The 23,981-nt window shown below is 40.2% G+C and carries 24 protein-coding genes, 2 pseudogenes and 1 riboswitch (1 of these 27 only partly in view); of the genes and pseudogenes, 3 read left to right on the top strand and 23 right to left on the bottom strand.

Translation table 11 applies throughout. The features are described 5' to 3' along the window. Positions 1 to 31: 31 nt before the first annotated feature. Positions 32 to 1,383: pseudogene (gene celB, locus AC2JF7_RS04020) on the bottom strand (PTS cellobiose transporter subunit IIC). A gap of 3 nt (positions 1,384 to 1,386) precedes the next feature. After that, positions 1,387 to 1,815, bottom strand: coding sequence for a hypothetical protein (locus AC2JF7_RS04025; RefSeq protein WP_500727333.1), 429 nt, complete (start codon positions 1,813 to 1,815; stop codon positions 1,387 to 1,389). Positions 1,816 to 2,135: 320 nt separating this feature from the next. Here AC2JF7_RS04025 and AC2JF7_RS04030 point away from each other — a divergent pair. Further along, a pseudogene (locus AC2JF7_RS04030) lies at positions 2,136 to 3,622 on the top strand (6-phospho-beta-glucosidase). A gap of 77 nt (positions 3,623 to 3,699) precedes the next feature. On the opposite strand, the gene AC2JF7_RS04035 reads toward AC2JF7_RS04030, so the two are convergent. The 10 genes from AC2JF7_RS04035 to AC2JF7_RS04080 all read right to left on the bottom strand — a co-directional run bounded on the left by AC2JF7_RS04035 (position 3,700) and on the right by AC2JF7_RS04080 (position 9,786). Continuing rightward, a complete protein-coding gene (locus AC2JF7_RS04035) occupies positions 3,700 to 4,041 on the bottom strand; it encodes a PTS sugar transporter subunit IIA (RefSeq protein ID WP_500727335.1) in 342 nt (113 codons plus the stop codon). Between the two features lie 13 nt (positions 4,042 to 4,054). Further along, positions 4,055 to 4,390 (bottom strand): PTS sugar transporter subunit IIB, encoded by a 336-nt coding sequence (locus tag AC2JF7_RS04040; protein ID WP_500727337.1) that lies wholly within the window; start codon positions 4,388 to 4,390, stop codon positions 4,055 to 4,057. A 151-nt stretch (positions 4,391 to 4,541) separates the two neighbouring features. Then, the gene (locus AC2JF7_RS04045) at positions 4,542 to 4,775 is read right to left on the bottom strand and encodes a hypothetical protein (RefSeq protein ID WP_500727339.1); all 234 of its coding nucleotides are present in this window, start codon (positions 4,773 to 4,775) and stop codon (positions 4,542 to 4,544) included. A 125-nt stretch (positions 4,776 to 4,900) separates the two neighbouring features. Continuing rightward, positions 4,901 to 5,905, bottom strand: a complete 1,005-nt coding sequence (locus AC2JF7_RS04050; RefSeq protein WP_500727341.1) for an SIS domain-containing protein — start codon at positions 5,903 to 5,905, stop codon at positions 4,901 to 4,903. 16 nt (positions 5,906 to 5,921) lie between these two features. Continuing rightward, positions 5,922 to 6,755 carry a PTS system mannose/fructose/sorbose family transporter subunit IID gene (locus tag AC2JF7_RS04055; protein WP_500727343.1) on the bottom strand — a complete coding sequence of 278 codons (834 nt, stop codon included), beginning with the start codon at positions 6,753 to 6,755 and terminating at the stop codon, positions 5,922 to 5,924. After that, positions 6,745 to 7,530 (bottom strand): PTS mannose/fructose/sorbose/N-acetylgalactosamine transporter subunit IIC, encoded by a 786-nt coding sequence (locus tag AC2JF7_RS04060; RefSeq protein WP_500727345.1) that lies wholly within the window; start codon positions 7,528 to 7,530, stop codon positions 6,745 to 6,747. Before AC2JF7_RS04060 ends, AC2JF7_RS04055 begins: the two co-directional genes overlap by 11 nt. A gap of 10 nt (positions 7,531 to 7,540) precedes the next feature. Then, positions 7,541 to 8,014 carry a PTS sugar transporter subunit IIB gene (locus AC2JF7_RS04065; protein WP_500727346.1) on the bottom strand — a complete coding sequence of 158 codons (474 nt, stop codon included), beginning with the start codon at positions 8,012 to 8,014 and terminating at the stop codon, positions 7,541 to 7,543. A 20-nt stretch (positions 8,015 to 8,034) separates the two neighbouring features. Beyond that, complete coding sequence (locus AC2JF7_RS04070; RefSeq protein ID WP_500727348.1) at positions 8,035 to 8,460, bottom strand: PTS sugar transporter subunit IIA; 426 nt, start codon at positions 8,458 to 8,460, stop codon at positions 8,035 to 8,037. 122 nt (positions 8,461 to 8,582) lie between these two features. Further along, positions 8,583 to 9,311, bottom strand: coding sequence for a GntR family transcriptional regulator (locus AC2JF7_RS04075; protein WP_500727350.1), 729 nt, complete (start codon positions 9,309 to 9,311; stop codon positions 8,583 to 8,585). A 4-nt stretch (positions 9,312 to 9,315) separates the two neighbouring features. Beyond that, positions 9,316 to 9,786, bottom strand: coding sequence for a hypothetical protein (locus AC2JF7_RS04080; protein WP_500727352.1), 471 nt, complete (start codon positions 9,784 to 9,786; stop codon positions 9,316 to 9,318). Positions 9,787 to 10,036: 250 nt separating this feature from the next. Here AC2JF7_RS04080 and udk point away from each other — a divergent pair, with 250 nt between their 5' ends. Further along, positions 10,037 to 10,678, top strand: coding sequence for a uridine kinase (gene udk, locus AC2JF7_RS04085; RefSeq protein WP_500727354.1), 642 nt, complete (start codon positions 10,037 to 10,039; stop codon positions 10,676 to 10,678). Positions 10,679 to 10,819: 141 nt separating this feature from the next. On the opposite strand, the gene AC2JF7_RS04090 is transcribed toward udk, so the two are convergent. Both AC2JF7_RS04090 and AC2JF7_RS04095 read right to left on the bottom strand, forming a co-directional pair. Beyond that, positions 10,820 to 11,404, bottom strand: a complete 585-nt coding sequence (locus AC2JF7_RS04090) for an ECF transporter S component (protein ID WP_500727355.1) — start codon at positions 11,402 to 11,404, stop codon at positions 10,820 to 10,822. A gap of 45 nt (positions 11,405 to 11,449) precedes the next feature. Then, positions 11,450 to 11,541, bottom strand: a riboswitch (TPP riboswitch). Between the two features lie 83 nt (positions 11,542 to 11,624). Continuing rightward, positions 11,625 to 12,707, bottom strand: coding sequence for a M42 family metallopeptidase (locus tag AC2JF7_RS04095; RefSeq protein ID WP_500727357.1), 1,083 nt, complete (start codon positions 12,705 to 12,707; stop codon positions 11,625 to 11,627). Between the two features lie 243 nt (positions 12,708 to 12,950). On the opposite strand from AC2JF7_RS04095, the gene hpt reads away from it, so the two are divergent. Next, entirely contained in the window at positions 12,951 to 13,520 is a 570-nt protein-coding gene (gene hpt, locus AC2JF7_RS04100; protein ID WP_500727393.1) for a hypoxanthine phosphoribosyltransferase, read from the top strand. A gap of 44 nt (positions 13,521 to 13,564) precedes the next feature. Here the strand turns inward: hpt and AC2JF7_RS04105 are convergent, their stop codons facing one another. The 9 genes from AC2JF7_RS04105 to AC2JF7_RS04145 form a co-directional block, all read right to left on the bottom strand. Beyond that, positions 13,565 to 14,908, bottom strand: coding sequence for a hemolysin family protein (locus AC2JF7_RS04105; RefSeq protein WP_500727359.1), 1,344 nt, complete (start codon positions 14,906 to 14,908; stop codon positions 13,565 to 13,567). A gap of 59 nt (positions 14,909 to 14,967) precedes the next feature. Beyond that, on the bottom strand, positions 14,968 to 15,624 hold the full coding sequence (locus AC2JF7_RS04110; RefSeq protein WP_500727361.1) for a nitroreductase: 657 nt from the start codon (positions 15,622 to 15,624) through the stop codon (positions 14,968 to 14,970). A gap of 286 nt (positions 15,625 to 15,910) precedes the next feature. Further along, entirely contained in the window at positions 15,911 to 16,369 is a 459-nt protein-coding gene (smpB, locus tag AC2JF7_RS04115) for an SsrA-binding protein SmpB (protein WP_500727364.1), read from the bottom strand. 9 nt (positions 16,370 to 16,378) lie between these two features. Beyond that, a complete protein-coding gene (rnr, locus tag AC2JF7_RS04120; protein WP_500727366.1) occupies positions 16,379 to 18,703 on the bottom strand; it encodes a ribonuclease R in 2,325 nt (774 codons plus the stop codon). Positions 18,704 to 18,775: 72 nt separating this feature from the next. Beyond that, positions 18,776 to 19,009 (bottom strand): preprotein translocase subunit SecG, encoded by a 234-nt coding sequence (secG, locus tag AC2JF7_RS04125; RefSeq protein WP_500727368.1) that lies wholly within the window; start codon positions 19,007 to 19,009, stop codon positions 18,776 to 18,778. 69 nt (positions 19,010 to 19,078) lie between these two features. Then, the gene (locus AC2JF7_RS04130) at positions 19,079 to 21,139 is read right to left on the bottom strand and encodes an LTA synthase family protein (RefSeq protein ID WP_500727370.1); all 2,061 of its coding nucleotides are present in this window, start codon (positions 21,137 to 21,139) and stop codon (positions 19,079 to 19,081) included. 69 nt (positions 21,140 to 21,208) lie between these two features. Beyond that, positions 21,209 to 22,234 (bottom strand): lysylphosphatidylglycerol synthase transmembrane domain-containing protein, encoded by a 1,026-nt coding sequence (locus AC2JF7_RS04135; RefSeq protein ID WP_500727372.1) that lies wholly within the window; start codon positions 22,232 to 22,234, stop codon positions 21,209 to 21,211. After that, entirely contained in the window at positions 22,234 to 23,277 is a 1,044-nt protein-coding gene (locus tag AC2JF7_RS04140) for a glycosyltransferase family 4 protein (protein WP_500727374.1), read from the bottom strand. The genes AC2JF7_RS04135 and AC2JF7_RS04140 overlap by 1 nt, the downstream gene beginning before the upstream one ends. After that, positions 23,270 to 23,981, bottom strand: the 3' portion of a protein-coding gene (locus AC2JF7_RS04145) for a glycosyltransferase family 4 protein (protein ID WP_500727376.1). Its footprint extends 461 nt past the window's final position; 712 of the gene's 1,173 nt are visible here — the last part of the coding sequence; its start codon lies off the right edge, out of view — the gene reads right to left on this strand; its stop codon occupies positions 23,270 to 23,272. The genes AC2JF7_RS04140 and AC2JF7_RS04145 overlap by 8 nt, the downstream gene beginning before the upstream one ends.

The following is a 23,981-nucleotide window of genomic DNA, read 5'->3' on the forward strand; positions in this document are numbered from 1 at the left end:
TATTTATATTTCTATACAATCAGTTAAAAAACTATTTAGTGGCAGCTCCTTCTTTTTCCTGTTTTAAGAGCGTATTATCATAGTGCTTGATGAATGGATACCACACCAGGAAGGCTACCAGAGCTGAAACAATGGCCAACACGCCACCCTTCCAACTGGTTGTTGCAATAAGACCACCTAATCCAACTGGAGTTGGCCAAGGTTGCTGTGCTCTGATTACTGGTACAATGTGCAAAATAATAGCCAAGTATGTCACAATACTTGAAGCCATTGGTGCTAAAACAAACGGAATCATCAAGTCAATATTATAAACAATTGGTAATCCAAAGAGAATTGGCTCATTAATATTAAAAAATGCAGGAACAATTTCAACCTTTCCTAATTCCTTGAGTTGTGCTGATCTTGCTCTCGCAACTAGCCAAATTGCGAGTCCTAAGGTTGCTCCAGAACCACCAATAGTAATAAAGGCATTCAAAATCTCACCTGCAAAAACATGATGAGCACCTTGAATATTGGTATTCATGTTAGCTAGCACAATGGGTGAATAAAACGAGCTAATAATGGTTGCTCCATGAATGCCAAACCACCACAAAAAGTGAATCAGAAATACAATAACTAGAAATCCCCACCACGTATCAGCAATATCGCTAATAAAGGAAAACGGAATAAATAAAAGATTAAACAAGTCCGTGCCCGCCAGGACCAATGCAATATTAATAGATGCAACCAAAACCGCAACACAAACTGCTGGAATCAAAGCACTAAATGAATTGGCTACTCCAGATGGTACTGAAGAAGGCATTTTATCTGCCAGTTGTGTTTAACAGTATAACGATATACCTGAACTGTCAGCCAGGCAATTACTAAGCCAACAAAAATTCCCACAGCACCAATTCGATAAATACCATTAGTCGAAGCTTCATAACCACCAGCAACCATCTTAGCTTTGGTAAAGGTCTGGACAAACTCAACATGACCATTTTTCCATACCAATTCTGCAACTGTGATGAAGAAACCCATCAAAAACATCATTAAGCCATTCATTGGTACTAGGTTAATATGTTCTTCTTCTTGGTAAATTTTCGTATACGAATATGCAAAAGTGCCTGCAAAAACCAAGGCAATAATTCCCATTGTGGCATTGTAAACAGATTGGAATAAGTTAGTAAACCGTCCAAACGTTGACGCATAAAAGCTTACAAAACTAGGTACATTAATTACCTGTGGTAAGACAGTTAAAATCAAGAAAAACGATCCTACAATCGAAAATGAAATAACACTATAACCAGCGTCCATAATTGCACGTACAAATCTTGTACTAGCAAACTTACCAGCCGCAGCTCCTATTCGATCTTTAAATGATCTAGTACTTTCTTCACTCATCTGTCAAACTCCTTTAAAAATAAAAATATATCCATGTAACCCTTTAAAAGATTTACCATATTCTAATATATTTATTCCAAAATTGAAAGCGCTATTTTTATCCCTGAATGTTGAAATTACTTTTATGTATCTATCTCTATTTTTTCCAATGCGTTTTATCCTTGATAAACATAAGCAGCACAAGACTATACCTATTAAAAACATACTCCAGAGTAGATACTTAGTTTGGGTATTTGTGATAAAAGGAAGTAATTCTTGTTTTACTGGAAGCAACGAACAAATAGTAAGTACAATATTAAAGACCAGTTGAATCTTAAAATAAACACGTGCAAGCGGCAGATCTGACTTACGATTATGCATCTTAGTTAGCTGTTCAATTGCAACTATTCCTACTACAGCGTCATTATTCCAGCTACTATTACACCAATCCATTTTTGATATTGGATTAAAATTAAGAGCCAGAATAAGTTGGCAAACAAGAAAATTGTTACGATGTAGCGAATCATTATATATCGACTGAAATAAAGATATTTAATACTTTCTTTGTCCCTATTTCTTTCATACTTTTGCTTAAATGATTTTGCTTTAGACATTTTAATCCCTTGTAATGATGAAGATCTTATTAATTACCTATCACCATTATAACTGTTTTTATTATCAAAAAATATTTTTGTTAGCTTGCTGATTGGTTTCTAATAAGTATAAACTATAAGTTAATAACGCTAACAACTATATTAGAAAAGGAGCATAAAATGTATTCTGCAAAAATGCCTAAGGGCTTTTTATGGGGCGGGACCGTCGCTGCTCACCAATTAGAAGGTGCCTGGGACATCGATGGCAAGGGAGTATCCGTTGCCGACGTGATGACAGTTGGCTCAGCCACTCAACCACGTGAGATCACTGATGGCGTAATACCTGGGAAAAACTACCCCAACCATTCTGCAATTGATTTTTACCACCACTATCAAGAAGATATTAAACTGATGGCCGAAATGGGTTTTAAGGCCTTTAGAACTTCGATTGCCTGGACGGGATCTTCCCTAATGGTGATGAAGCAGAACCTAATGAAGCGGGCTTGAAGTTTTACGATGACTTGTTTGACACCTGCCACCACTATGGCATTGAGCCCGTAATTACTCTTTCTCATTTTGAAATTCCCTACCATTTAGTGAAGCAATATAATGGCTTTACTAATCGCAAGCTGATTGATTACTTTATTCGCTTTGCCACGGTTTGTTTCAAACGCTACCAAAATAAGGTCAAGTACTGGATGACCTTTAACGAAATTGACAACCAAGCTGCCTACAATAATGACTTCTTGATGGCTACCAATTCCGGCATTATCTTAAAGGGATTGTCTAACTAAGAGAAAGAAGCTGCTATGTACCAAGCAGCCCACTATGAACTAGTGGCATCTGCCTTAGCAGTTAAAGTTGGTCATAAAATTAACCCCGACTTTCAAATTGGCTGCATGATTAACTATTCCCCTGTTCGTCCGCTCACACCTTCTTCTGCGGACGTGCTTTTAGCTGATAAGTATGAACAACGGCGTGACTGGTTCTCAGATGTTCATGTTTTGGGCAAATATCCTAAGGAAGTTGAGGCATACATCAACCGTAAAGGGTTCCGACCTGATATTACTGATGAAGACCGGATTATTTTAGAAGGAGGAACAGTTGATTATGTCGCCTTTAGCTACTACCAAACTACTACTGTTTCTGCCCAGATGGTGGAAGCAGATAAGCTGACTGACTTGTCTAAGGCAGTTGCACCCAACCCAACTCTTGAACGCAGCGACTGGGGTTGGGAAATTGATCCAGTTGGCTTAAGAGTAGCCCTCAATCACTTGACTTACCGCTACCATAAACCTCTGTTTATCGTTGAAAACGGACTTGGTGCCTATGACAAGGTAGAAGAAGACGGCAGCATTCATGATGACTACCGGGTTGACTACTTGAGAAAGCATATTTCTGAAATGGAAAAGGCCGTTGAACTTGACGGCGTTAACCTGATGGGCTACCTGCCTTGGGGACCAATTGACCTTGTTTCTGCTGGTACTGGACAAATGGACAAGCGATATGGCTTTATCTATGTTGACAAGAACGATGCTGGCACCGGAACTCTAAAGCGGTCTCGTAAGGACTCCTTCTTCTGGTACCAAAAGGTAATTTCTTCCAATGGTGCCGATTTAGACTTGGTCATATTACACAAACAAAAAGGATTGATGAATAACGGTTAAACGTTGATCTATCAATCCTTTTCAATTATGAAAAACTTAACTTCAAGTAAAAGCGTGTACTTCTGCTTGTTCACAATTTATTTTTTCAAGGTACCAGTCTTGTATAGTTTCTCATACAGGTCAACCATTTCACCAGCCAGGTCCCGGAAGGTAATTGCATTCATCAAGTGATCTTGTGAATGAACCACTAGCAGGGTGACCTTGGTGTGGTCACCTTGGGCTTCCTTAGTCAACATACCTGTTTGCGAATTGTGGGCATCAGTCAACGACTCATCAGCTTCTTTGAGCTTTGCCCGGGCACCTTCGATGTCACCAGCTTTGGCGCAACGAATTGCTTCAAAGGCAAGGCTCTTGGCATTGCCACCATTAGCAATTAGTCCCATTGCAGCTTGCAAGGTTTCTTCTTCTTTTTCTGCCATCTTAACCTCCTAATTAACCGTTAATCAGGTCTTCAGCCTGCTGTAAGACCTTCTTGCCGTCCATCATTCCATAAGCACGCATATCAATTACGCCCAAGGGAATATCTTTGCCGTCTTGACCCTGGCCCTTGACCTTGTTCTTAAAGTCATTTTCCATGTAGCGGACTTGTGGCCCAAGCAAAATACAGTCTAAATCATCTTGTTCAATGTGACTGTCAGCTTCTGCAGCAGGAACTGCAAAAATTTTGGCATCAATGCCCTCTTCTTCAGCCGCCTTTTGCATCTTGGTGACCAATAGTGAAGTACTCATTCCAGCGCTGCAATTCAGCATAATTGTTTGTTTTACCATAGTAATCTGCTCCTTTAATAATTTATAATACTTATAGAATTTATTATAGCACTTATTACGGTAGCGCTTTCTAAAAAATACTTAATTATTGTCTAGTCCAATTTTTGCCTTTGCATACAAAAAGCCAGCCTTTTAAAGCTGACTCATAAGATTAAAGAACGACCTTGCCAAGACCGATTAGACAAGAGAGGATCCCTGTTAGCACCAGTCCTACGCCAAAGACCGCTGAAAACCACATTGCCATAGGTGCAAAACCGTTGTCTGTACCATTTTTCAGAATACCTTTACTATAGATTATGCTATTTCTTACCTGTAATAGCCCAAGAGCCACAAACACACAGGCAGCGGTTAGATAGAAAGCACTACTCGTAAAAAAGTTTGCCATTTTGATTGCCTTCTTAATCGATTAAGTTGATACAATAAAGCGTTTTCAAATATTTAATTATATTATAACACCTTTTATCAAGAAAGAGCCAGTTCCACTTCAGAGACTTTTGGTTTTTTTGCAAGCTAATAATTCAATAGTCGGTAATAACGCCTTGTTTTAGCTGACCTACCTGTTTTTACAGAATACATGTTAAACAAGGTATCAAAGTAATGATTAAGTGCATATGCTTCTGTAAACACTCTTAGATCATCATCAAATGCATCTAAATCAAATGTCTTCAAATCAATTATTAAGGGATCTTTGGCGAACTGTTTAACAAATTCAACGACTCGCAGATCTTCTTGCCTGTTTTCTTTGCTATTGACTACAACACTAACACTTTGAGTATTATCAACAATTTCAAATGGTCCGTGGAAAAATTCTCCAGAATTGGTAGCCTGTGCCTTAATGTGCTGAATTTCTTCTAACAAGTAGTTTGCAAAGCAGCAAACTTCGCCCCACACTGTTCCAGAACCAATCCACATTTGTGTTTCTTTGATATTAGTATTATTAACATGGTTCAAGGCTACCGGAACAAGCTCTTCAATTCCTGCTGCTATTTTAAAGCCAATTTCTGAAAGCTGTTCTTTTTTATCTGCTAAGCTGCTCTTGCTTTTCGTTTTACCAAAATTATTCAAAAACCAGCCAAGTTCAACTAAATTTGCGTCAGTATCAAATGACTTAATTCGGAAATCAAGCAAATTTTTCTTTTCTAGGCTACTATTATCATCACCTACAAAACTACCAATTATACAATCTGGAACAGTTCGTCTAATTTGCGCAAGTGCAGACACTAATTCCTCTGTTTCTCCAGTTTTTGTTCCAGCTAGAATTAAGGAGTTTTCACTTATATCTTCATAGTATAAGTCATCAAGTTCTTCTGGCGTTGTAATCATAAAAGGAATATTCAAACGCTTAAACATTAATGGCCTCAAGTTTACAAACTTAGTATAGGAACCACCACAACCAGTAAAGAAAATATTCTTAATATTTTTTTCTTTCAATTTTAACAGAATTTCATCAACATGATCTAATTCAGCTACTGCAGAATTATAATTATTTAAGAATTCATTTTTATCAAAGTACATTGTTTTCTCCTAAAAATTAAGGCTTCAAGAAGCCACAAAAAGTGCCAAGTATACTAATTGCCAAAATAGCTAGTAGAATCCACATCATTTTGACATGTTTCTTTTTCAGTAGCCAAGCAATCAAGAAGGTAATAGCTAGTGGTAGCATATCTGGCATAATCGAATTCAGTAAGGATTGAATCGTCTCAGGATTCTTGCCACCGCTGAGCTGTACCGGGATATTAATAACAACCATTGAGGCTACCATGGCTCCAATTACTGTGTTACCCAGAATGTTAATTGCGTAGGTAATTGAATTCATTAACCCATCTGCCATCTTGTCCACAAATGTGGTACCCAATTCGTAGCCCCACATCGTCCCATAGTACCTAACCAGCAGGTTGGGAATATTGTAAATTAAGATGAATAGAATTGGTCCAAGTATACTTCCTTTTTGTGCTAAAGAAATTCCTACACCACTAGCAATGATTCTCAAACTTCCCCAAAAAATAGAATCACCGATTCCTGAAAGTGGTCCCATCAATCCAGTTTTCATAGAATTGATTGCACTAGGATCAAAATTTGGATCACTTGCGTTTTTTTCCTCCATCGATGCTAACACACCAGCAATGAAGGGTGACGTGGCCGAAGTACAATTAAAGAATTCAAGATGTCTTTTAATTGCCTCTTTTCTATCTTCTTTTTTGCTATAAAGCTTATTGATGATCCCCGACATCGTGTAAGCAAATCCCATGCTCATCATACGCTCATAATTAAATGAGCCTTCCATTGGCATACTACGCCAAAAAATACCCTTCAAATCTTTTTTAGTAAGCTTTTTATCATTGTTCTCTTTTGAGCTAAAAGTCATCTTCTTGAACCTCCCTTGTTGGCGTTGAACCATTTCCAGCATTGTTATGAATCTCTGTCATTATCAAATACATAATTCCGGCAAAGATTGCACCAACAATTGAAGCGGCAATCATATCAAGTTTTAAATAAGCTGCACACATGAACCCAATAAAGAAAAAAGGTGCCACTTTTTTGGAAAAGGTCATATTAATTAACATTGCAAACCCAACAGCTGGCAAAATTTCTGTTGCAACTGTAATTCCATCAATTAAAGCTTGAGGAATCAGCTTAACAAACTCGCTAACCAGGTTACTCCCTAAAGCAAATGAAATAGTGGTAACTAATGCCATTAACAAAACACGCGCAAGTGAAGCCCAAATGTGCATATTGCCAGCTTTAATAACCTCGCCTTGGTCCGCGTATTTATCAGCTTTATGAGCCATAGCTGGAAAAATCACCACATATAGCAAATTCTTTACTAATAAGCCTAAAGTGGCAATTGGAAGCACTAAAGTTAATGCTACACTTACCCCATAACCATTCTTTAAGGCTAAAGCTGTAGCTAAGATGCCTCCTATAATTTCATCTGGAGGAACAGTGGCTCCAACACCCATCAAACCCAAAAAGGCTAATTCGAGTGTCGCTCCGATTATCAATCCCTGGTGAACATCACCAAAAATCAAGCCGATAAATAGACAGGTTACAATTGGCCGTCCCAAAAATGATGAGCCCAAAAAATCTTGCATATTAGCAATCAAAGAAACTAGAAATATTCCCAAAATTTGTATAGCCATGATTTACTCCTTATTTAATCAATGAAGAAAATTCAGTATCTGGGTCTCCAGGAGCTTGTTTAACCAGAACCTTAACGCCCTTTTGCTCAAGTTCTGTTAATTGCTCAATATCTTTTTGAGTTACATATACTGATTTTGCAATGTTCTGAGCGTTTTCTTTTTCACTAGCCAAGCCCAAATCAATTAATTTTATTTCTGGAACAAGCTGGGCCAAACGATACGCATCATTAATTGTTTCAACAACAATAAAAACGCGATACTTGTCTGTCACTCCACTAGCTATAGCTTTAGCAGAATCATCAATCGTTTTAAATATTAATTTTGCATTGTCTGGTTTAGCTAGTTGAAATGTTTTCTTGCGAAAGGTATCGTTAGCTACTTCATCATTTGCCAGCAAAATCGCATTTGCAGATAGATTATTGGTCCACGCAAAGGCAACCTGGCCATGTAACAGTCTATAATCTATCCTTGTCATAACTATCATAAATGTAAAACCTCTTTCTCCTAAAAATCGTCTTCTTCAGTACTATCTTTGAGTTTAACTACTTGTAATCCCTGTCTTCCTACAGCAATAAGATCAGCCAGCTTATTTTGGATGTCACTTATGGTTAAGTCTGAACTTGAACTCGCAAACGTTGCAAGTTCTAAAACAAATGGCAAATTCATCCCAGCCACAAGTATGTAATTAGGATTTTGGGTTACAAATTCTACTAATTCGTTGTTGACTGAGCCGCCCATGACATCAGATAAAAAAATAATCTGTTGTTCAGAAATTGGTTCAATTGTCTTACGTAATTGGTCGCTAAAATTGCTATCATCTTGTAGATAAGCCGTAATGTAATGTACGTTATCCTGTTTACCCATAATCAATGAAAGCGTATCGTACATCCCCTTAGCCAAGTTTGAATGACTCGCCAAAACTATCTCCACGATATTTATCCTCCTTTTATTTCCTACAAGAATAAATTTAATACTTATAATTTCTTTATGCAATACAAAAAGGAACCGCTTACTGAAACAGTTCCTTTTTTGCAACCAATTTTGCAACCAATTTATCTTTTTACATTAATTTTATAGCTAATATAGTCTGGGTTATACCACGATTTAGTAAACTCAACCATTTCTTTTTTTGCAGTAAAACCTCGATATTCTAAATATAGTAAATAGGTATATTTTGCCCGGTCTAACTTGATATTTTCTGCGACCACCTCATTATCTGTGATTGCTCTAGCCTCAATTTTAGTTTTAAAGTTAACTGGTTTATGATTTCTAAAATCCATGTAGTCATATAATGACATGTTGCTAAAATCATATCGATGCGCATCTTGAAAATTTTCAAAGGGAATATACGACTTTTGAATTGCAACCACCTTATCATCTACTATACGAGTTCTATACAGCTCATAAAAATCAGTACAACCATTATCAAAAACGGCAGTCAATTCTTTATTATCATACGTTACTTTAAAGGATTCGACTTTATCTATCGCTTGACGCTTATTTATCTTCATCAGTTGAGTAAATGAATTAGGCGAATCGTCACCTATTTCAAACGAATTTTTAGTGGCCCAATTAACTAAATATGTGCCATCGCCTCTTCTTTTTTCTAAAATATTATCTTCAACTAGAGAATTAATTGCATTTTTAATTGTTGAACGTGTATATCCTAATTCCTGAGCAAAGATTCGCTCATTCCATATTTTTGAATTGGGTTTAAAGGTACCACTTGAGATAATCTCTAAAATTTTTTTCTTTGCTTCTTGATATAGATATGAACCCATGACTTTATTTCTTCTGTAAACTAAAATAATCTGGTAGCATTGTATCTTCTTCGTAACGTATAACCTCATGAGATTTTGAAACAAATAAAGATTTTCGCAGTAAAACTTGCAAGTTTGTTATGCTTCTATTTTTCACTAGTAGCTGCTTTTCTTCATCATTTGGCCAAGTAAGCATTATGTCATAACGTATCGTCCCTACTTTTTTATCCTTGTCAACAGCACTCTCCACATCTCTTGCTTTTTTATCAACAATCTCAGCTTGCGGAATCAGTGAATTTATTGTTGCAATAACCTTGCCCTTTTTACTTATCACAAATAAACGTTTTCGCAAATTTCCTACTTTTCTTTTGAAAATACTATTATAAAAGCCCGATTCGTTGATGATAATATCAGAAAAAATATTGACGTCTAATTTGTTTTTACCAGTTTTAATTTCAAGAGGCGTCAAATATTTTTTTAAATTAATTATTTCCAAACTCTCTCTCCATATTACTAGAAAATTAATACGTAAAATAGCATATACATAAAAACTTAGCTACCATGAAGTTTACCACCAAATAATTTTCTGACCAACTTTTAGTTGATACAGTACATAAAAAAGACGTGACTAATATTTCCTAATTAATTTAGTATAAATTGTCTCTTCCGGCTACTTTTCTCTTGAACCGTTGGTAATTCACCCTAAAATAAAGTAAAATGTTTAGTGATTAAAAAGGAGTGTCCAAATGTCAAAACTTGAAAAGCCTGTTGTGATTGGTATTACTGGTGGTTCAGGCAGCGGTAAAACGACGATTGCCCGTAAAATTGTCAAGCAAATGCGTGAAAACGAACATGTCTTAATTATGACGCAAGATTCATATTACAAGGATAATACTGGTATACCGATGGATGTACGGATGAACATCAACTATGACCACCCTGATGCCTTTGATATTCCACTCCTTAAGGAGCAACTAGCTGCCCTTTTGCGCCACGAGCCAATTGAAATGCCTGTGTACGACTTTAAGGCCCATACGCGTAGCGACAAGACTATTCATATTGATCCGGCTGACATTATTATTCTTGAAGGCATCCTCGTCTTGGCAAGTGAAGACATTCGCAACCTCATGGACATCAAGGTCTACGTCGATACTGATGATGACATTCGGTTTATTAGGCGGCTTGAACGTGATATCAAGGAGCGGGGTCGTTCGCTTGATTCAGTCATTGACCAGTACATGGGTACTGTTAAGCCCATGTACCACCAGTTCATTGAACCCACCAAGCGTTACGCCGACATTATTGTCCCCGAAGGCGGCGAAAACTCCGTTGCAATTGATATGTTAACCACTAAGGTGCACTCCGTTTTAAGCAAAAACATTAAATAAGAAAGTTGTTGGAAAAGGTACTTCTTAGTTTAAACTAAAAAACTTTTACAAACGCAAAAGACTGAAAAGTCAGCGCTCCTTGGCGTGACTCTCCAGTCTTTTTTTAATTATTTTTTCTAATTCTTACTGTCCTGTTTTTACTTAAGCGCGGTCAAGTTTAGGCTTAAGTGCGCGGTCAAATAAATTAGTAATCAACTTGACTAAGACGCCATCAAAAACAATTGCTGAAAGCATAGTGGTAATAAACATTGCCACTTGCAACTGCATGCTGTACTTATTCCAGCCATACAAGAAGTAAGTTGGGATAAAGCTGCCTAGACCAGCAAAAAATGCACCAGTCAAAACGCTTTGCCAAGAAAACTTCTGGTAACGTTCTTTCTTGGGGAAGAAGCCAATTTCATTGGTAGCTCCCTGAATAAAGCCCTGTAAGACTGTTATTGCACCCCATTGTCCGCCAATTGCCATCTCAACAATTGCAGCTAGGGCTTCGCCTATTGTGCCAGACCCAGCAGTAGGCACAAAATACATGGCCAAAGGTCCAGCCAATAGCCACAGTCCAGAAAAAACGGTGTCTGTTAAAGGGGCAAAGCCTGTAGGCAATAGCAGCATCTTAACCAAATTGAAGGCCCAGTTGAAGCCGTAGGTATAAACCACACCCATAATTATGCCAATTAGGGCAATCAAAATGATTGATTTGACATTCCATTTCGATGATCTTGTAAACATTAAAATACTCCTCACTAACTATCTAAGTCAGTAGGAGTACACACGTTTACTTCATTAACACTTCCCTAGCGCAGGTATTATCCCGTTCAGGTTCAGAGGGTATTTCTCAGCTAATTGTGGCACCCCTAGTGACTTATATTATTTAACTTTTTCTAGTATACCACACTTAGTGACAAGCGGCTGGCATACTTTATGGCAAATTTTATTATTGCGTTAAAAATCAAAGACTACTAAAGCTGGCCAATTTTTGCGGCGTCATATCACGAATAATTGCCACCGCCAGGTCAACGGAAGCCTTGAAATCATGATATGCACTGAAGCAATATGGTGAATGCTCATAGCGAACTGGAATACCAATTACAATCGTTGGCGCACCATTTTCATAGTAAATAGCCGCGCCATCTTGCCCGCCACCAGTACGAACAGACCGGGTGTAAGGAATCTTGTGTTTATCCGCTAGCGCACAGGCATATTCTTGAAACTTAGGGTTAGGCAGAAAGCTGGTGTCCATGTCTCGCAGCATTGGTCCCCTTTTTAATCCAGTTTGGGACAGCCAGTCCGGAGTGAAAGTGTCATCAGCCGGACAAGATTCAAGCACAATTGCCAGGTCGGGCTTAACTGCTCTAGCAGTGACATAGGCTCCGCGCAGGCCCACTTCTTCTTGACTTGAAAGTGCCCCCACAACATTGAGTGCAGTTTCCTCACCCTTCAACTTATCCAAAACATCTACCATTGCAGCAGCACCAAAGCGGTCATCAAAGTCTTTACCAAAGAATAAGCCTGACTTTTCATTGTATTCACACTTAACATCCACAAAGATTGGACAACCCGTATCAATATGGTAGTCGTTGATAGTTTCTGCGCGCGAACTCGAACCCACATCAATCGACATCTCGGCAACATCAGGAACATTATTGCGTTCAGCTTCTGTCATAAAGTGCGGCGGCTTGGTTGCCACAACGCCTGGCACATATTCGCCATCTCTATTTCTGACTTTAACCCGCAAAGCTGGGATATTGTACTTAACCCACCCACCAAGTGGAACAAACTTAATCATCCCGTTGGGGCGAACTGCCTGCGTTATAAAGCCTACTGCATCAGAGTGTGCATCGAGCTGGATTACTGGCCGCTTATCTTTGTTTTCTTTCTTGGCAGCATATACGTTGAGCATCCCATCAACTTTGACGTCAGAAATGTCCTTTACCTGTTCAATAAACAACTTAACGAATTCTTCTTCAAAACCAGAGGTTGCGTTTGCATCCGAGAAGGCTTTGAGCATTTTGATTTCTTGTTCCTTTTGCATTTTACTGACCTTTCACATGAATATTGTCTTACTTCTTAATTGTAGCAAAAACTTTAGTCTATGCATGGTTAATTTAGGTTTCTTTTCAGAACTCTTTTCAACTTTTCTAATTGCGCTGGCTAAGGGCCACCCTGACCGGGACCTTTCCTTTAAAAAGTGTAAAACGACCACCCTTTTTTCCAAAAAAATGATATAATCGGAATTATTAGGAATTGTGAGTTACTTAAAATGAAGGGTAGAGTTATGCCGAAAAGCGACGATATTAATAGTATTATTGATCACAAATTGTTTACCGAAGAAGATATCCATGCAATGTGCCAGAAACTGGGCCGGCAATTAACTATGGATTATGCCGGTAAGAATCCATTAATTGTTGGGGCCCTCAAAGGCGCCATTTTCTTTTTAACCGATCTTGTGCGCGAAATGGACGTTAAAGAAGAAATTGACTTTATGGATGTCTCCAGCTATGGTAATGACTTTGAATCGTCTGGCAAAATCAAACTTATTTCAGACCTTGCTACTGATGTTAAAGGTCGAGATGTCTTGATTGTGGAAGACATCGTTGACACGGGGCTAACCTTGAATTATATGAAGGACTTGCTTAATCGGCGCGGTGCTAAGAGCGTAAAGTGCTGCGTTTTATTGAATAAAGAAGCTAACCGCACCACTAAAGTTGACATCGATTATTACGGAGCCAAGGTTGATAACGAATTCGTTGTTGGTTACGGGTTAGACTTCATGAGCTACTACCGCAACCTACGCTGCATTGGCGTAGTCAAACCGGAGATCATTCAACGGGACAGCAATAAATAAAAAAGGGAGTTATTTAGTTTACTCCCTTTTGCTTGCCTGTATCTTTATTCACTAGCCTGGTCTTTTTCACCTAAAGGTGGTTTAACAATAAACCACCGCATGAATCCCTGCTCAGTACTGTCCAGTTTGAATTTAAATCCCTCTAATTCTACCGCTTCGTTCTCTTTTAGGTCTGGGTAGTGTTCCATCATATAGCCACCAATGGTAATGATGTCGCTATTTTGGAAACTCTTTAAGTCGCGGTGGAAATAGCGGGCAAAATCATATAGCGTGGTCTTACCTGAGACCCGAATATTGCTATCTGCATCCTTAATTATATAATCATCTGAAACGTCATCAATCTCATCTTTAACTGTACCAAATAGTTCTTCATAAATGTCTTTATCAGTAACTATTCCGCTCGTGCCACCGTATTCATCCACAATCAGGACAATCGGCGTGTGCTTTTTAATCATTAAGTGCAAAATGTCCTGAATTGGCATTGATTCTGGTACTGTAATCAACGTGCGGATAATTCGAGTCACCGGCACATTGGCGTCAACTTGATCTTGCTGGACAACGTCAAAAGCATAAATATAGCCTACGATGTCATCCTTGTTGTTGTCTCGAACAACTGGCAGACGACTTGAACCCTCATCCAGGTATAATTTTAATGCTTGCTTGATTGTGTCTGTTGAATTGATAACAAGCAGCCTGGTCCGGTCAGTCATAATATCCTTGGCTACCTTATCATTAAGTTCAAACGCACGTTTCATGTAGGTCAGATCATTTTGGTCTAGGGAGCCACCATGAACGGCCTTGCGCGACAGCTTAATAATTTCAGACTGCGAATAAACCTGATTTTCTTCTTCAGCAGGTTCAAAGCCAAACAACTTTAGAAGGCTACTAGAACTAGCATTAAGAAGCCAAACAAAGGGATACACTAGTGTATGAAAAAACTGCAGCGGCGTCACGATTTCCAGCAATATTTTAACTGGCATATCGATTGCCATATTCTTGGGTACAATTTCTGTTACTACAACTTCTAAATAGGTCAGCAAGATTACGCCTAAAATAGCACTGACTGACCGAAGCAGTGCATGGTTAAGTTGCAGTATGTTTAAAGCCCGCTCAAAGAGCACAGCAAAAGTATCGGCTGAAAACCAGCCTAGTACAACTCCCACAAGCGTTGTACCAACCTGGGTTGTCGACAAGTATTCGTTTAAATTGTGGGTCATGTGCAAAGCGCGTGTTAATTTGCGCCTATTGCCAGGTTTGTTGGCCAACATTTCTTCAAGTTGGCTTGACCTCGTCTGCACCAACGCAAATTCAGCAGCTACAAAGAATGCTGCCAATACAAAAATTGCCAAAGTTGCTATTAAATTAGTAACTATTTGGGTAGTACTCAAATTTATATCACCTTTTATGAAAATCCTTTACACTTCATCATAGCATGAATAACGAGTTTTTAATTGATTAATTTATAAATTTTTTCAAAGGGCAACCGAGCTGGAATGAACTTAGGGTCATTTACTTCAGCTGTATTATCACGATAACCCAATCCAATTGCCATACCCACTAGTTCATCATCAGGAATTTGACCGTACTTGCGTACTAATTCAGGATACATCACCATTGAATGGCCTGGCATCACGGCCAAACCTTCATTAATCGCCAAAAGCATAATGCTTTGTGAGAAAATCCCCAAATCATAGACTGACCATGCAGGAGACGAGCGCGGAATCGTTAGAAAAGCCACATCCTGTGCATTAAACATAGTATTGTTAGCCTGCGTAAATAAATCCATCTTGTTCCTGAAAAAGTAGGGCTGAGAGGCTCCAACTGCTGCCATATTCTGACTAGGATAAGAATCCCAATTAAGTGCTAACATGGTATCAAAATCTTCATGTGGCTGGATCTTGTTATCAATTCCGTTTTTCACTGCCTTTTTTAAGTCACTAAGTGCATCACCCGCTACCACGTAAACTTTCCAGGGTTGAGTATTGAGCAATGATGGGGATTGTTGCGCCATCTTGATGATCTTAGCCAGTAACTTTTCGTTAACTTTTCTGCTAGTAAACTTTCGGGTCACCCGTTCATGACCATATACATCATTAAATTCCATTTTAAATTCTCAGATCCTAAACTGAATATCAAGAGACTAGCCGATTAAGCAAGTACTTTATAGGCAACTATAAATAGCACGAAGCAACATTTTATAATAACTATCTTAATATAGGTTATCATCCTATATTGATAATAATATTAATGGAAAATCTCTTACTTTGCAATTTAAAGGGCCGATTTACAGCTTCTAGTAACTATCTTCTAATAAACAGCTAATTTCAGCAACTAAAATAATATAATTTGCATTAAAAAAGTTCAATTAGAAAACTAATTAAACCTTGAATTTATACTTTATATTGGCGACGAAGCTCACGCTCTTGATCGCGTTTCTTAATTGTTTCCCGCTTGTCATACTTCTTCTTGCCCATGCCCACGCCAATCAATACCTTGGCAAAGCCATGTTTGATGTAAACTTTGAGCGGTATAAGTGCGATTCCGCGCTCAGCTTGCTGCTTGGCAAGGCGGAGTATTTCACGCTTGTGTAGCAGCAAGCGGCGCGTTCTGAGCGGTTCATGATTGTATCGGTTGCCCTGCTCATATTCACTGATATGCACATTTTCTAAAAAAGCAGAACCATTAATAATCTGGACGTAGCCATCACGCAAGTTAATACGGCGAGCTCGGACAGATTTAATCTCAGTGCCGGTCAATGCAATCCCAGCCTCAAAAGTTTCCTTGACAAAGTAATCATGATGGGCCTTCTTGTTTTGAGCAACTAAGTTCTCGTTCTTTTCTTTCTTCACTTTTCTAACCTAATGCTTGTATCTGCTAATATGCGGGTGGTTGCCATTATGGTGGTAGTTGTTGTGGTTACCACCACGGTGTCCATGGTCATTATGGAAGCCCTGGTTGCCCCTGCGCTTGTTGTTCATTCCGCGATTATTATGCGGATTTTTAGGTGCATTGGGATCATATATTTCAAAGTCTAGCTGATGTTGTTCAACATTCGCATTAGTCAGTGTTACTTTGATTGGCATCCCTACACGGTATTGCTTATGCGTACCTCGGCCAGTCAGAGTCATGCTTTTTTCATTAAAACTGTAAAAATCATCAGTCAAATTGGAAATATGAATTAGTCCCTCTACCGTATTAGGCAGTTGAATAAACATCCCAAAGCTCGTTACCGAAGAAACAATGGCATCAAAGTGCTGACCAACTTGGTCTTGCATGTATTCCGTCATCTTTAAGTCGTTAACTTCACGCTCAGTGTCCACTGAAACCCGCTCCTGGGTTGAAGTCTGCTCTGCAACGTCAGGCAGGTAGCTATTAAAGTGGTCTTGCACCTTCTTGCCTGTTCCTTGGTCACCATACGCATGAATCATCCGGTGCACCATCAAGTCGGAATAACGCCTGATTGGTGACGTGAAGTGGGTATAAAACTTGGCAGCAAGTCCGAAGTGACCCAATGGCTCCTCTGAGTAGTGGGCCTGCTTCAAACTCCGCAGCATCATCATCTGCACAACGGCTTCTTCTGGAGTACCTGTTGTTTGTGCCACTACCTTTTGCAAGTCAGCAGGCTTGACGTGGTTAGGGTCAGCAGTTAGGTGTAGACCAAAGGCACTGCAGAACTCAAAGAAGTTCTTGATGCGTTCTCCATCTGGCGTCTCGTGCACCCGGTAAAGAAAGGGTACGTGCTTGCGATAAAAGTCTTCAGCAACCGTTTCATTGGCTATCAGCATAAATGATTCAATCATCTTTTCAGCTGTTCCCCGGTCATGCAAAACAATATCGGTTGGCTTACCTTGATCATCCACAATAATTTTTGCTTCTGGTTCTTCAAAGTCGATTGCCCCACGCTGGTGGCGTTTTTGGTAAAGCAGGTTGTGCAGCTCAGCCATGTCCTGCAGCATCGGCGTCAATTCGACATACTTAGCTGCCAAATGCTCATGGTTATCTGGATCTAAAACCTTATTCACATTGTTGTAAGTCATTCTGCCATGCGAACGCATAACTGAAGGGTGGATGCGGTAGTTAACCCGCTCGCCGCTTGGCGTTATCTCCATTTCACAGGACAAAACCAACCGATCTTCACGTTCATTAAGTGAGCAAATACCATTGGATAGACGAAATGGCAGCATCGGTATTACCCGATCAACCAAGTAGGTACTATTGCCGCGCGTGAACGCTTCCTGATCCAGTGGTGTGTTCTCCTTAACATAATGTGCAACGTCGGCGATGTGCACACCCAAGTGATAGTTTCCATTAGGCAGTTTACGCAGGACAACGGCGTCGTCAAAGTCTTTAGAGTCGTCGCCATCAATCGTAACAGCTGGTTGGTCTCTAATATCTTCGCGCCCAGCCATCTCTTCTTCTGTCACATGGTCAGGAATGGCATTGGCTTGGGCCATTGCATCTTCATCCCACTCAGTCCGCACATCATGGCTGGTAACAATCGCCATGATGTCAACACCGGGCATATTTTTGTTACCAACAACGCTTGTAACCACACCAGTCATTGAGTCTGGATTGTTTTTATCAGGGTAGTCCTTGATAGAAACTTTAACGATATCACCCTTTTGAGGCCGCAAGCCATCCGTACCCACGTAAACACGATAGTCAACCAGTTTTTTGTTGGTGCTGATAACGTAGCCAATAAAGTGGCTGGCCTTGACCTGTGCATCTGTCATTGGGTGGAATTCACCCACCAATGCCTTAACGCCATGCTCAATAATTTTTTCAACTTGGCCTTCTGGTCCCTTGCCATTCCAGGGGTTGCCGCCAGCAGCTATCCTAACTTGGACCTGGTCTCCATCTAGTGCATAAGCTGTACTTTCTTTGGCAATAAAGACGTCATCTGCATCCTCATCTTCCAATTTGACAAAGCCAAAGCCCTTACTGTTAGACTTGAAAGAACCTTCGACTTCAGAATTTTCTTGGGCTAACTGGTAACGTCCGTTGCCATCAGTAATAATCTGCTTTTTTTGTTCCAAAAATGCCAGTGCTTTAACCATATCGGAAAAACTACCCAGACGGTCACGCCGCAATAAGCGGTCAATTTCCTCTACTTGGTACTGCTTTTTGGGGTGATGGCGAAAGATCTCTAAAACATTAGCTAAAATATGTTCATTTTGTGCCATGCACTTAATCTCCGTTCCTTAATAAAAAGATAAAAAAAGTCCCTCCATCGTTTGATTGGGAGGAACTTATGCTTATTTTGAAGACAAATAAGCTAGTACAATTGCAAAAACGAAAAAGAGAACCAGCAAGATTGCCGTCACCTTTTCCATAAATGCCTCAAAACCGCGTTTTTTTGTTTGACCACTAAACACTGCTCCGCCAGACAAGGCATTCAATGCATCTTGCTGCTTTTGCGGCTGCATCATCGTCGCAATAACGATTAAAATTGAAACAATAATTAGTAGCGTCATAAATAAGTTATACAACACGCTGCCTCCAATATTCAAATACGATTACTGATAAATTTTAGCACAAAATGCGCTTTAATTCGAGTTTTATTTTTCTAGTTCTGGCGCATCAGTCTTAAACTTCTTCTGCGTCGATTTTTGATGGTTTTGATACCACAAGGACGTCTTGTCCTTTTCATATAGCTTTTTCAGCGCTTGGGTACTGTTATAGTCATAATCATGCGGATCAACTTTTTTAAACCACTTAGGTGCATAAAAGCGCAATAGGTTGCCCGCAATCACACGGTCAGACAAAGAAAGCTGCGTAGTGACCTTGTTGGACAAGGCAACTAACTTGGTCTTCAGCTTTTGGCTTGGATCTACTATCTCTTGCCCGGTCTGCGTATCATAGTAAGTGCTTCCTACCTTTGCATATTGCGGCGTAATAAAGTCACCGTTGCGCTGGGCCACAAGCTGCGGTGCATCCTTGCTCAATAAGTCATGGCCAAACTGGATCGCCCCTTGGTCTTTAACGCCAAGCAAGTTAAGCAGGGTTGGCAAAACGTCAATCTCACCGCCGTAAGTTTTTTTAATGCCGCCTTTCAAGCCTGGCATATGGAACATCAAAGGAACACGCTGGAACTTCAAGTTGTCAAAGTTGGTAAACTCGTCCTGCTTGAGCAGCTCTGCACTAGCCTTATGGTGGTTGCCAGAAATGCCATAATGGTCGCCGTAAAAGACTAGCAGCGTATTCTTATCTAGACCCGTCTTCTTCATCCAGGAAAGCAGTTCTCCAACTGCCTGGTCCAGGTATCGTGCAGTCTGGACATAGCCGTCCACAGTTTCATCACCAGTATCAGTTGGATCAATCGATTGGTTTTGCTTGTCCAAGTCATAAGGGTAATGGTTGGTCACCGTGATTAACTTCAGGTAGAAGGGTTGTGGCAAACGCTCAATATACTTGATTGACTGGGAAAAGAAAATTTTATCTTTGAGTCCATAGCCAATGTAGTATTTAGGCTTGTTTTCATAATAAGAAAGCGGCATAAAGTACTGGTAGCCAAACTGCTTGTATGCATTGTTGCGGTTCCAAAATGACCCCGCTCCCCCATGCATAACGGCAGTGGTGTAGCCACCTTGCTGGTGCAAAATCGCCGGAGCACTTTCAAAGATATTAGAAGTGCCATAACTAGACATTGCTGACCCAGATTGCAAGCCATAGAGCGAGTTTTCCAACATCATTTCAGCATCCGAAGTCTTGCCTTGGCCTACTTGGTTATAAAAGTTGGCAAAGCTTAACGTGTGCTTAGAATGATATAGCTTGTTCAAGTTGGGCGTGACCGCCTTGCCTTTCCACTTATAGCCAATTAAGAACTGTTGAAAACTTTCCAGGTGAATGACCATTACATTCTTGCCCTTGGCAACGCCTGTGTACTGCGGATTGGGTTTAACCGCATTAATCTTTAAATACTTTTTGACTGAGTGCAAGTCAGAAACATTTGCCTTGGCCATCTGTTCACTAGTTTGAGCAGTTTTAAAGCCATCATAAACTGCATACTCATTAATGCCCAAGTACTTCACAATATAGCTGTTGTCAAAGGTTCTGGTCAAAAGGCCCGAACGATCTTTTTGCGCCATCAACAAGTTAATTCCAATGAAGGTGAGGGCTAGCCCTTCCACCAGCATGGTGAATTTCAACTTCAAGGGGCGCAAGTCATATTTAATTATCTTGGTGCACAACAAGCCAATGATAACTGCAATATCTAAAAAAGTTAAAAAATCCGTAGCGCGGATTATTCCCACGATGCTTTTACCCAAGTTATCAGCAGTAGACCCTGAGGTCTTGATAATCGACAGCGATAAAAAGTTGGAAAATTCGCGGTAGTACAAAATATTGGCAAATAGCCACAAGCTGAGCACCAAGTCAATGATCATAATAATCCAATATGACTTGCGCCCCTTGAAGAAAAGGCCTATCCCAAGCAGTAGCATCCCTGCGGGCACCGGATTAATCAATAGCAAAAAGTTTTGCATCGGCCCTTGCGCACCTAAATTAAACTTGCTTACGTATATCAGGTATGTTTTTAGCCAAAATGAGGTTAAAACAATGGTAAAAAAGCCTATCTTGCTTTTAGTCAGCCACTGAAAAAAATACTTGGTCCGTGTCATCCCATTCTCCTCTCACTAAGCTAATATATTACCCTTTACTGAGCCAAAGCGTAGTGATTTTAATAAAAATTAATCATTTGCTGGACTAATCATCTTGCGCGGCTTGATGGTCCAGCCAACAATTCCTAAGAGCATGCCTAAAAAGTAGGTCACAAAGCGCCACAAGAACATGCCTAAGACCAAACTGCCCCTTGAAGAAATAAAACTGGCAAAGAGCGTCTGAAAACTATACTCAGCACCACCAGACGCACCGGGTATGGGCAAGATTGACATAAACATGATGATCATAACATTCATTTGGGTAACGCTGGCCCAGTCAGCTGGCACGTTCAAAGTCAGCAAAATCATATATGGAACAGAATAAAAACACAGCAACTGCAGAACTGTCAAAAGTCCGCTTAGCAGTAGCTTCTTTTTCTCTTGTTTAAGCTTTTGGCTTTCACTGTAAAAAGTATCTATCTTGACCAGCATGTTTTGGCGCCACTTTTCCACCCGAGCCGGCTTAACTACCTTTTCAAGCTGGTCCATCAGCCAGTTGGCTGCTTTTTTAGTCCAATTATAGGCAAACAAGATTGCCAATAAAAAGACAATTGAACTGACATGGATTATAAAGCCGACTGCAATGAAGAATGCCAGACCAGCAAACTTGGTTGCCACCATGTGGAAGCCACTAATAATCGTCACCACGTAGGCAAGGAAAACAACTACTTGGTAAATGATAAATTTCATCAGCAGAAGCGACGTTGCGCGCCCTCCTTCGATGCCCATTTGCACTAGTGCCGCCAGCTGTGACGGCTGTCCCCCTGTAGACATTGGAGTAATAGCATTAAACAGCGCCTGAATTAGCGGGACACGCAAAAAAGCCCAGTTGGACCGCTGCGGCTCATTCTTGCGCTGGGCCAACACGGCTAGTATGCTGGCTTCAAAGACATATGATAAAAGTATTAATCCCACGACTAATACCAAGGCAGTGACACTAATGTTTTGGGCTGCTTTTACGATCTGCTTGACTGGTGTTTCTTTTAGATCAAAATAAAGAACTCCACCACTAATTAGCAATACAACAACAATTCCCCACAAGTGTTTTTTATTCATTAGCGAATTTGTCCTAGCGCACGTCCAATTTCATACTGCTCGTGGTAAAAGTCGTTCCATATCCGCGCCAGATTATCTTCTGAATACTTTTTACTGGCCTGCTTGGACAAGTCCTTGTACTTAGACAAGAGGCGAGGATTAGCTGCAGCTTGACATAGTTGTGCATTCATTTCATCAAAGTTGCTCCCCTTCATGTAATAGCCATCAATAATGGCTTCATACAGGTCAAGATCCCGGAGCAGTACTGGCGTATCGCAACTGAAGGCTTCCAAGACTGACATTGGAAAAAGTTCATCGTAGGAGGGCAAAACAAACAAGTCAGCAATGTTTAAATAGTCAACCAGTTTTTCGCGGTCGATGATGCCTGTAAACTGTAAATTTTGCGGAGGATTATCAACCAACTCCTTGAAGTGGTCATAACCGTCAGTAATTTTGCCAAAGGAAAAGCCACCAGCCCAGATAAATTGCATTTCGGGGTTAGCCTGAGCCATTTGGGCAAAGTCATCCACACCCTTGCGCGCCTGAACCTGGCCGTCGCCAAAGACGACAAACTTGTCCAGCGGGATACCTAATTGGTGCCGAAAGGCATTTTTCTTTTCCTGGCATTCTGGATAGAACTCATCCTTAGCCACAAAATTAGGAATATACTTGACCTTTTCCCGCTTAATACCATATTTAACCAGCTTATCAATGAATATTGGGTTAACTACAACTATCTGGTCCATCCGCTTATAAAAGTCAATGACATAGTGATAGAAGACTTTCTTGGCATAAGAAGGCAGCTTAACCGAGCCTTCCAGTGTTTCCGGCAAAAAGTGCACGTAGCCAATTTTACGACCACGAGCCGGCGAAAAGCTATTAGCAAAGTAAGTCGGATTAATTGTGTGGTAGTGGGTCAAATCACTGGCACCATACTTGTTATTGGTTACATAAAATTCATCTACCAAGTGGGTTCTTAGTAAACTAATCAACTCCTGATATGCTGAGCCTACACCTTGGCCCTTAACAGAAGTAGCTTGTGAGAACATGTTGATTCTAATCATTTGTTTCCTCTTTAGGATTCTCTTGGTAATTTGCAATTACTTCTTCATAAAATTGGTGCACTTCACTAGCAAAACGCCGTGCAGAAATCTGATCCAGCTTGCTTGTAAGCTTATCTTGAGGAATAGCTTGGCGCCCCTGTTTCAAATAGAACAAGATCTGGTCCCTCATTTCGCTTGGACGGGTAAATACCTGACCCAAGGCAATATCATCAAAAACGCTTTCGGTATAGTCCGTGTCATAAACAACGCATTTGGTGCCAGCAGCCAAGGCCTCAATGTAGGTTAAGCCCTGTGTTTCAGTATCACTGGCAGAAACAAAGAGGTCAGCCATCTGATAGAAGGATCCCACATCGCTGTGCGGAACATCCCCTGTAAAAATCACATTGTCTTCTACCGTCAACCGCTCAACTTGTTCCTGCAAAACCTCAACATCTGGTCCATCACCAGCGATAACCAATTGTGCTTGGGGAAAGACATCAATAATTTCCGGCATAACATTTAAAATGCGGTTTATTTTCTTTTCTTCAGCAATTCGGCTCAAGGTTAACAGTACCGGTGCCTCGGGTTCAATTCCAAGTTCACGGCGGACATCATGAGTTGCTGGCTCTTTAAGGCTGGCAACGTCTACACCGGTCGGAATAACCTTCATGGGGATAGTTACCTTATAGCGCTTCAAAAGCGCCTGTACACGCCTGCTAGGTGCA

This window comes from Lactobacillus sp. XV31L (assembly GCF_059900865.1).

Bases quoted from the DNA above. Each gene is read 5' to 3' on its own strand.
- AC2JF7_RS04045 (WP_500727339.1), bottom strand. From the start codon at position 4,775: ATGGCAAACTTTTTTACGAGTAGTGCTTTCTATCTAACCGCTGCCTGT.
- udk (WP_500727354.1), top strand. From the start codon at position 10,037: ATGTCAAAACTTGAAAAGCCTGTTGTGATTGGTATTACTGGTGGTTCA.
- AC2JF7_RS04050 (WP_500727341.1), bottom strand. From the start codon at position 5,905: ATGTACTTTGATAAAAATGAATTCTTAAATAATTATAATTCTGCAGTA.
- AC2JF7_RS04135 (WP_500727372.1), bottom strand. From the start codon at position 22,234: ATGAATAAAAAACACTTGTGGGGAATTGTTGTTGTATTGCTAATTAGT.
- rnr (WP_500727366.1), bottom strand. From the start codon at position 18,703: ATGGCACAAAATGAACATATTTTAGCTAATGTTTTAGAGATCTTTCGC.
- AC2JF7_RS04055 (WP_500727343.1), bottom strand. From the start codon at position 6,755: ATGACTTTTAGCTCAAAAGAGAACAATGATAAAAAGCTTACTAAAAAA.
- hpt (WP_500727393.1), top strand. From the start codon at position 12,951: ATGCCGAAAAGCGACGATATTAATAGTATTATTGATCACAAATTGTTT.
- AC2JF7_RS04090 (WP_500727355.1), bottom strand. From the start codon at position 11,404: ATGTTTACAAGATCATCGAAATGGAATGTCAAATCAATCATTTTGATT.
- AC2JF7_RS04065 (WP_500727346.1), bottom strand. From the start codon at position 8,014: ATGATAGTTATGACAAGGATAGATTATAGACTGTTACATGGCCAGGTT.
- AC2JF7_RS04025 (WP_500727333.1), bottom strand. From the start codon at position 1,815: ATGGATTGGTGTAATAGTAGCTGGAATAATGACGCTGTAGTAGGAATA.
- AC2JF7_RS04095 (WP_500727357.1), bottom strand. From the start codon at position 12,707: ATGCAAAAGGAACAAGAAATCAAAATGCTCAAAGCCTTCTCGGATGCA.
- AC2JF7_RS04060 (WP_500727345.1), bottom strand. From the start codon at position 7,530: ATGGCTATACAAATTTTGGGAATATTTCTAGTTTCTTTGATTGCTAAT.
- AC2JF7_RS04040 (WP_500727337.1), bottom strand. From the start codon at position 4,390: ATGGTAAAACAAACAATTATGCTGAATTGCAGCGCTGGAATGAGTACT.
- AC2JF7_RS04075 (WP_500727350.1), bottom strand. From the start codon at position 9,311: ATGGGTTCATATCTATATCAAGAAGCAAAGAAAAAAATTTTAGAGATT.
- AC2JF7_RS04140 (WP_500727374.1), bottom strand. From the start codon at position 23,277: ATGATTAGAATCAACATGTTCTCACAAGCTACTTCTGTTAAGGGCCAA.
- AC2JF7_RS04130 (WP_500727370.1), bottom strand. From the start codon at position 21,139: ATGACACGGACCAAGTATTTTTTTCAGTGGCTGACTAAAAGCAAGATA.
- AC2JF7_RS04035 (WP_500727335.1), bottom strand. From the start codon at position 4,041: ATGGCAGAAAAAGAAGAAGAAACCTTGCAAGCTGCAATGGGACTAATT.
- AC2JF7_RS04110 (WP_500727361.1), bottom strand. From the start codon at position 15,624: ATGGAATTTAATGATGTATATGGTCATGAACGGGTGACCCGAAAGTTT.